Origin of the sequence: Kitasatospora sp. NPDC051984, from assembly GCF_044593455.1 — a bacterium.
Taxonomy (GTDB): Bacteria; Actinomycetota; Actinomycetes; order Streptomycetales; family Streptomycetaceae; genus Kitasatospora.
In genome coordinates this window covers 96515-103336 of record NZ_JBIUCB010000025.1, presented here as the reverse complement: position 1 = coordinate 103336, position 6822 = coordinate 96515, and the positions used below count along the sequence as shown (strand labels likewise).

Below are 6822 nucleotides of genomic sequence, written 5' to 3'. Positions count from 1 at the left end.
CCGCCCCGGGACCGTCCACACAGATTGCGTGTCCGGTGCTCCCTGCCGAGCGACCAGTGAACACTACGCCGGATCCGCCCCAGGCGCAAACACCTCCCGCGGGCGCCCCGCCATCACCCCGCAGCGCCAACTCTTGAGCAGTCGCTCAAATCTCTGCCATGATGGCCGCGCCAAGCGTTGAGCGATCGCTCAAACTCGCAACAAGGGGACATTCATGCCTGGTCAGGGGCGACGCCCGACCAAACCGATCTATGTGGAACTGTCGATCCGCACGGATCTGGACACGCTCTGGGAGCTAACCCAGCGGCCGTGGCACCACCAGCGATGGGACGCCCGATTCAGCCGCATCGACTACCTGAACTCCCCGAGCGAGCAGAGCGCGCAGAGCACCCGGAGCGAGCACCCGCCCGAGTCCGGTGCGGAGGAGGGGACGGCGGAGGGAGCGGAGCCGGTCCGGTTCCGGTACCTGCTGGGGCTGGCAAGCGGGCCGGCGCTGACGGGAAGCGGGGTCACCACGGCCGAGAGGCGGCGACCGGACGGGCAGCGGGTGAGTGCGTTGCGCTTCGCGTCCGACTCGGGCTGGTCCCCGCTGCGGGAGGGTGCGGGGTACTGGCGCTACCTGCCCAGCGGCGCCGAGGACCCGGCGGCTGATGGGACGTCAGCGGACGGAGAGCCCCACTTCGCGTTCGTCACCGGCTACGACTACCGCAGCTGGCGTTGGCCCGGCGGTGCGCAGCTGGACCGCTGGCTGGTGCGGCCGTTCGTGGGGTGGCTGACGGCCTGGTCGTTCGACCGGCTGCGGCTGTGGGTGGAGCGCGGGATCTCGCCGGAGCGGGCGTTGTGGCACGGGCTGGCCGAGGTGGCGGTCCGGGCGGGAGCTGTGGCGCTGGCGGGGGTGGTGGATGCGGCGGTCACGGGGCAGGCCGTCGCGGGCGTGCTCACGGCGGGGGTGGTGCTGGTGTTCGCGGCGCTCGTCCCGCCCTCGCCGCTCACTCCGGCTGCCCGCCGCTGTCGTCGTCGCCCGCGCCCGGGTGTTCGCGGCCGGGCCGCCGCCCGCGCGCCCCGTCTCCTGACGGCGCTCGCCCCACCGTCCGACCGGCCCGCTCCTTCTACGAGTTCTACGAGCCGGAAGCACCTCTCCCCACGCCGACCCAGCAGGAACCTGGGCACGACCACCCTGGAGCAGCCATGACAGTCACCCTTGCCGTCACCGACCCGGCCGGCTCCCCCGCCGCCGCGGCTCCGACTCGTTCGATCTTCCATGCGGCGCTCGGCGCGGACTTCGAGCGTCTGCACCCGGAGTTGCAGCGCCGGTTCGGCTTCTCCAGTGCGGATGGGATCGCCTGCATCGGCACGGGACGGATGGATCGGATCGAGCGCGGGTCGCGGCTGCTGGTGCCGTTTCTCCGTGTGGGAGCGCGCCGCAACATCCTGTTTCCGGAGCAGGGGCGGGACATTCCGTTCACGATCGCCAATTACGCGTACCGGGACGGGTTCGGGCGGGAGACGGTGACGTTCGTGCGGACGTTCCAGTTCACCCGGCCGCGGCGGTTCGACGCGACGATGGTCGCGGCGGCGGGCCGGCCGGGGACGGTGCTCGACTATCTGGGCACGCATCAGGAGCTGGCGGTGGATCTGCGGCTGGGGGTGACAGCGCGTGGCGGATTGACGATCTCCTCGGCGGCGCAGCGTTTGGCGCCGCTGGTGGGGGCGCCGGTGGTGCCTGAGTTGCTGACGGGGCGGGCGGAGTTGCACGAGTGGTTCGACGACGAGGCGGGGCGGTTCCGGATCAAGGTGCGGGTGAGCAATCCGCTGGTGGGGCTGGTGCTGGGGTACCAGGGGTGGTTCACGGCGGAGTACCCGCGGGTGGGGGCGGAGGGGATTCCGCGTCATGTCCGTCCGGTGCGCGAGAGCTTCCGCATGTAGTGCGACAACGACCGGCGACTACGCTGCGGCCCATGAGCGACACACGTGAGCGGTTGATGGATGCGGCGATCAGTGCGCTCAAGCGGCAGGGGATCGCGGGGGTGTCGGCGCGGACCATCGCCGGGGAGATCGGGGCCAATCAGGCGCTGGTGTTCTACCACTTCAAGACGGTGGAGGGGCTGCTCGCTGCGGCGGCGCTGCGCGAGACGGGTCTGCGGCTGGAGCGGTACCGCGAGCGGTTCGCGGAGGTGCGGTCGCTGCGCGAGTTGCTGACGGTCGGCCGGGAGCTGCATGCGCGGGAGCAGGAGGAGGGGAACGTCGCGCTGCTGGGGCAGTTCCTGGCGGGGGCGAAGGGCTATCCGCAGCTCGCGGAGGTGACGGCCGAGGCGCTGCAACTGTGGACGGTGGAGATCGAGGCCGTCCTGGTCCGGCTGTTCGTCGGTCATCCGCTGGCGGGGTTCCTCGACCTGAAGGGGCTGGCGCAGGCGGTGACGGCCGGGTTCATCGGCCTGGAGCTGTACGACGGTGTGGACCCGACGGGCGCGGCGGGCGCGTTCGGGGCGCTGGACCAGCTGGGGGTGCTGGTCGAGGTGGTGGACGGCCTCGGCCCGGTGGTGTCGCGTGCGGTGCGGGCGACGGTGCGCCGGCAGGTGAAGAACAACAGCACGGAATAGCGGAACGCCGAACGGCCGGCCCCGGGCAGGGGGCCGGCCGTTCGGCTCGTACGGCGTTCTCAGCTGTTGGTGGGGAAGCCGAGGTTGATGCCGCCGTGCGAGGGGTCGAGCCAGCGCTGGGTGACGGCCTTGCCGCGGGTGAAGAACTGGACGCCGTCGGCGCCGTACGCGTGGCTGTCGCCGAACAGCGAGGCCTTCCAGCCGCCGAACGAGTAGTAGGCGACGGGAACGGGGATCGGCACGTTGATGCCGACCATGCCGACCTCGACCTCGTTCTGGAAGCGCCGGGCCGCGCCGCCGTCGTTGGTGAAGATGGCGGTGCCGTTGCCGTACGGGTTGTTGTTGATCAGTTCCAGGCCCTCGTCGTAGGAGGGGACCCGGACGATCGACAGGATCGGGCCGAAGATCTCGTCGTTGTAGACGGACATGCCCGGCTTGACGTGGTCGAAGAGGGTGGGGCCGAGCCAGAAGCCGTCGGCGGTGGGGGCGCCCGAGGCGTCCTCGCCGGTGATGGCGTGCTTGCGGCCGTCGACGGCGAGTTCGGCACCATCGGCGACGCCGGACTCGACGTAGGAGGTGACCTTGTCGCGGTGCTGGCCGGTGACCAGCGGGCCCATCTCGGAGTCGCCGTTGCAGCCGGGGCCGACCTTGAGGGTGGCCATCCGCTCCTTGATCTTGGCGACGAGTTCGTCACCGATCGGGTCGACGGCGACGAGCACGGAGACGGCCATGCAACGCTCGCCGGCCGCGCCGAAGCCGGCGTTGATGGCGGCGTCGGCGGCCAGGTCGAGGTCGGCGTCGGGGAGCACCAGCATGTGGTTCTTGGCGCCGCCGAGGGCCTGCACGCGCTTGCCGTAGCGGGTGCCGGTCTCGTACACGTAGCGGGCGATGGGGGTGGAGCCGACGAAGGAGACCGACTTGATGTCGGGGTGCTCCAGCAGGCGGTCGACCGCGACCTTGTCGCCGTGCACGACGTTGAAGACGCCGTCGGGCAGGCCCGCTTCCTTCCACAGTTCGGCGATGAAGTTGGCGGCGGACGGGTCCTTCTCCGAGGGCTTCAGGACGACCGTGTTGCCGGCCGCGATCGCGATCGGGAAGAACCACATCGGCACCATGGCCGGGAAGTTGAACGGCGAGATGATGGCGACCGGGCCGAGCGGCTGGCGGATCGAGTAGACGTCGACGCCGGTGGAGGCCTGCTCGGTGAAGCCGCCCTTGATCAGCTGCGGGATGCCGCAGGCGTACTCGACGACTTCCTGGCCGCGGGCGAGCTCGCCGAGGGCGTCGGAGTGCACCTTGCCGTGCTCGGCGACGATGATCGCGGCGAGTTCGTCCTTGCGGGCGTTGAACAGCTCGCGGAAGTTGAACAGCACCTGGGTGCGCTTGGCGATGGACGCCTTGCGCCAGCTGGTGAAGGCCTGGGCGGCCGCGGCGACCGCCTGGTCGACCTCGGCGATCTCGGCGAAGTCGACCTGGCCGGTGGTCTGCCCGGTGGCCGGGTCGAAGATGTCGCCCCGGCGGGGCGCGGTTCCGGCGGTGGCGACGGGCTGGCCGCCGATCCAGTGCGTGATGTGCTTGCTCAAGGTCTCTGCCTCCGACTGTCCACGGACGTCCCGCGCTCGTTGTCCAGTCTGCTCCGCGTACTTGGTCCACTCAACGAGCACCCTGACGGAGAACCGCGATTCACCCTTACAGGTCGTCGGGAGCCTCGGAATTCTCGTCTCCGGCGTCCAGGTAGGGGTCGTGCAGCCCGTCGGCGAGTTCGGTGGTCTCCAGCAGGTCGAGCCGCAGGTCCTGGGCCCAGGTCTCGGCCCACTGCCGGATGTCGGCGGCGCCGGCCGGGAGCAGCGCGGCGGCGCTCTCCAGCCGGTCGGCGAGCATCCCGGGGGTGAACTCCTCGTCGAACGCGCCTGCCAGGGCGAGGAGTTGGCCTTCGCGCAGCCGGGCGGTCAGGGCGTGCAGGGCGAACAGGTCGGTGGGCAGCGCGCGTTCGCAGAGGGTGAGGACGGCGAGCGCGGCGGTGTCCTCCAGCGCGGCGACCGGGAGCGGGGCGCCGTCGGACAGCACCGGCGGGTGGCGCAGCGGTTCGCGCCGCAGTTCGATGCCGAGCGCGGGCCGGGCCGGGTCCGGGAGCCCGAGTCCTCCGGAGGCGGTGACGGCGAGTTGGTGGCGGCGGGCGGTGCCGGGGGTGTCCTCGGTGCGGCGTCCGGCGGCGCGCAGCGTTTCGGCGAGTCCGGTGGCGAGGTCGGCGAGCGGCGGGCCGCCGGCGCAGACCAGCAGCAGGTCGGTGCCGTGCAGCCGGACGGGCAGGCCGTGCAGCCGGAGCGCGTCGGCTCCGGCGAGTGCGAGGGCGTGCTGCAGGCAGTACGGCTGGGCGTCGGTGAGCAGCCGGGTGCGGTCGGCGTGCGGGTCCAGGGCGGGTGGCCCGGGGTCGGCGGTGCTGGTGTCCATGGGGACAGTGTGGGCCGCCCGGGCCGCCCGGTGCGGCGGCGCAGCTGCACGACACGCTGCGCCGCCCGCGTGGTCAGCGGTCGCCGAAGATGGTGCGGTGCCAGTCCTTGCGGGCGACCGCGGTGGTGTCGAACATGACGTGCTTGACCTGGGTGTACTCGTCCAGCGAGTACTGCGACATGTCCTTGCCGTAGCCGGAGGCCTTGTATCCGCCGTGCGGCATCTCGCTGATGATCGGGATGTGGTCGTTCACCCAGACGCAGCCGGCGGCGATCTCCCGGGTGGCGCGCAGCGAGCGGTGGATGTCGCGGGTCCAGGCGGAGGCGGCCAGGCCGTAGGGGGTGTCGTTGGCGAGCCGCAGGCCCTCCTCGTCGCTGTCGAAGGGCAGCACGACGAGCACAGGGCCGAAGATCTCGCCCTGGACGACCTCGCTGTCCTGGGCGGCGCCGGCGATCAGAGTGGGGCGGTAGTAGGCGCCGAGGGTGAGGTCGGCGCCGTCGTGGCCCTTGCCGTCGGCGGGGCCTCCGGTGACCACGGTGGCGTAGGCACGGGCGCGTTCGACGAAGCCGGCGACGCGGTCGCGGTGGGCGAAGGAGACCAGCGGGCCCAGGTCGGTCTGCGGGTTCATCGGGTCGCCGAGGCGGATCGCGGCGTACAGCTCGGCGACGCCGGCCACGAAGGCGTCGTACAGCGGGCGCTGGACGTAGGCGCGGGTGGCGGCGGTGCAGTCCTGGCCGCTGTTGATCAGCGAGCCGGCGACGGCGCCGTGCACGGCGGCGTCCAGGTCGGCGTCGTCGAAGACCACGAACGGGGCCTTGCCGCCAAGTTCGAGGTGGGTGCGCTTGACGGTGGCGGTGGCGATCTCGGCGACCCGCTTGCCGACGGCGGTGGAGCCGGTGAAGGACACCATGGCGACGTCGGGGTGGCCGATCAGATGCTCGCCGGCGGTGCGTCCGGCGCCGGTGATGACGTTGACGACGCCGTCGGGGATGCCGGCGTCGGTGCAGGCCCGGGCGAACATCAGCGAGGTGAGCGGGGTGAGCTCGGCGGGCTTGAGGACGATGGTGTTGCCGGCCGCGATGGCCGGGAGGATCTTCCAGGCGGCCATCTGCAGCGGGTAGTTCCACGGCGCGATGCTGCCGACCACGCCGATCGCCTCGCGGCGCACGTACGAGGTGTGGTCGCCGCTGTACTCGCCGGCGGCCTTGCCTTCGAGGTTGCGGGCGGCGCCGGCGAAGAACGCGGTGTTGTCGATGGTGCCGGGGACGTCGAACTCGGTGGACAGCTTGATCGGCTTGCCGGTCTGCGCGGTCTCCACCCGGGCGAACTGGCCGGCCCGCTCGCCGAGGATGCCGGCCAGCCGGTTCAGCGCCTCCGAGCGGGCGCCGGGGGTGGCGCCGGACCACTCGGGCAACGCGGCGCGGGCGGCGGCGACCGCGGCGTCGACATCGGCGGTGGTGGCGAGCTCGACCTGCTGGACGGTGCTGCCGTCGGCGGGGTTGACCACGCTGAACGGCTCACCGCCGGAGGCTCGGGTCAAGCGGCCCGCGATGTACTGCGCGCCGTCGTTGAAGCTGGTCAGGTCCATGAGTTGCCTCCATTGCCTACTCGACCCGGCCGACGATGCCTCGATTCGGGTGGCCGGGGCAAGCGTCACTCAGCAACGGCCCTCCCGACCCTCCTTACACGCTGCAAGGCCCGCACCTGGGCGACAGGGCGTTGCTCACGAGCATGATTCACTTGACACCCTGAAACCCCTGGAGGTACCCGC

At 71.6% G+C, this 6822-nt stretch carries 6 protein-coding genes; 3 read left to right on the top strand and 3 right to left on the bottom strand.

Annotation, left to right across the window (positions count from 1 at the left end):
- Positions 1–214: 214 nt before the first annotated feature.
- The 3 genes from ACIHEI_RS31905 to ACIHEI_RS31895 are packed head-to-tail and all read left to right on the top strand — an operon-like array spanning position 215 to position 2600.
- The gene (locus tag ACIHEI_RS31905; protein WP_396609144.1) at positions 215–1192 is read left to right on the top strand and encodes a hypothetical protein; all 978 of its coding nucleotides are present in this window, start codon (positions 215–217) and stop codon (positions 1190–1192) included.
- Positions 1189–1926 (top strand): DUF4166 domain-containing protein, encoded by a 738-nt coding sequence (locus tag ACIHEI_RS31900; protein WP_392955372.1) that lies wholly within the window; start codon positions 1189–1191, stop codon positions 1924–1926. Before ACIHEI_RS31905 ends, ACIHEI_RS31900 begins: the two co-directional genes overlap by 4 nt.
- Before the next feature lie 32 nt (positions 1927–1958).
- Complete coding sequence (locus tag ACIHEI_RS31895; protein ID WP_396609143.1) at positions 1959–2600, top strand: TetR/AcrR family transcriptional regulator; 642 nt, start codon at positions 1959–1961, stop codon at positions 2598–2600.
- A 59-nt stretch (positions 2601–2659) separates the two neighbouring features.
- Here ACIHEI_RS31895 and ACIHEI_RS31890 read toward each other — a convergent pair whose 3' ends face one another.
- From ACIHEI_RS31890 to ACIHEI_RS31880, 3 genes are all read right to left on the bottom strand, one after another.
- On the bottom strand, positions 2660–4183 hold the full coding sequence (locus ACIHEI_RS31890) for a CoA-acylating methylmalonate-semialdehyde dehydrogenase (RefSeq protein ID WP_387649369.1): 1524 nt from the start codon (positions 4181–4183) through the stop codon (positions 2660–2662).
- A gap of 106 nt (positions 4184–4289) precedes the next feature.
- Positions 4290–5051, bottom strand: a complete 762-nt coding sequence (locus ACIHEI_RS31885; RefSeq protein WP_396609142.1) for a hypothetical protein — start codon at positions 5049–5051, stop codon at positions 4290–4292.
- Positions 5052–5124: 73 nt separating this feature from the next.
- Positions 5125–6639 (bottom strand): gamma-aminobutyraldehyde dehydrogenase, encoded by a 1515-nt coding sequence (locus ACIHEI_RS31880; RefSeq protein ID WP_396609141.1) that lies wholly within the window; start codon positions 6637–6639, stop codon positions 5125–5127.
- Between the last annotated feature and the right edge of the window lie 183 nt (positions 6640–6822).

Bases quoted from the DNA above. Each gene is read 5' to 3' on its own strand.
- ACIHEI_RS31895 (WP_396609143.1), top strand. From the start codon at position 1,959: ATGAGCGACACACGTGAGCGGTTGATGGATGCGGCGATCAGTGCGCTC.
- ACIHEI_RS31885 (WP_396609142.1), bottom strand. From the start codon at position 5,051: ATGGACACCAGCACCGCCGACCCCGGGCCACCCGCCCTGGACCCGCAC.
- ACIHEI_RS31905 (WP_396609144.1), top strand. From the start codon at position 215: ATGCCTGGTCAGGGGCGACGCCCGACCAAACCGATCTATGTGGAACTG.
- ACIHEI_RS31880 (WP_396609141.1), bottom strand. From the start codon at position 6,639: ATGGACCTGACCAGCTTCAACGACGGCGCGCAGTACATCGCGGGCCGC.
- ACIHEI_RS31900 (WP_392955372.1), top strand. From the start codon at position 1,189: ATGACAGTCACCCTTGCCGTCACCGACCCGGCCGGCTCCCCCGCCGCC.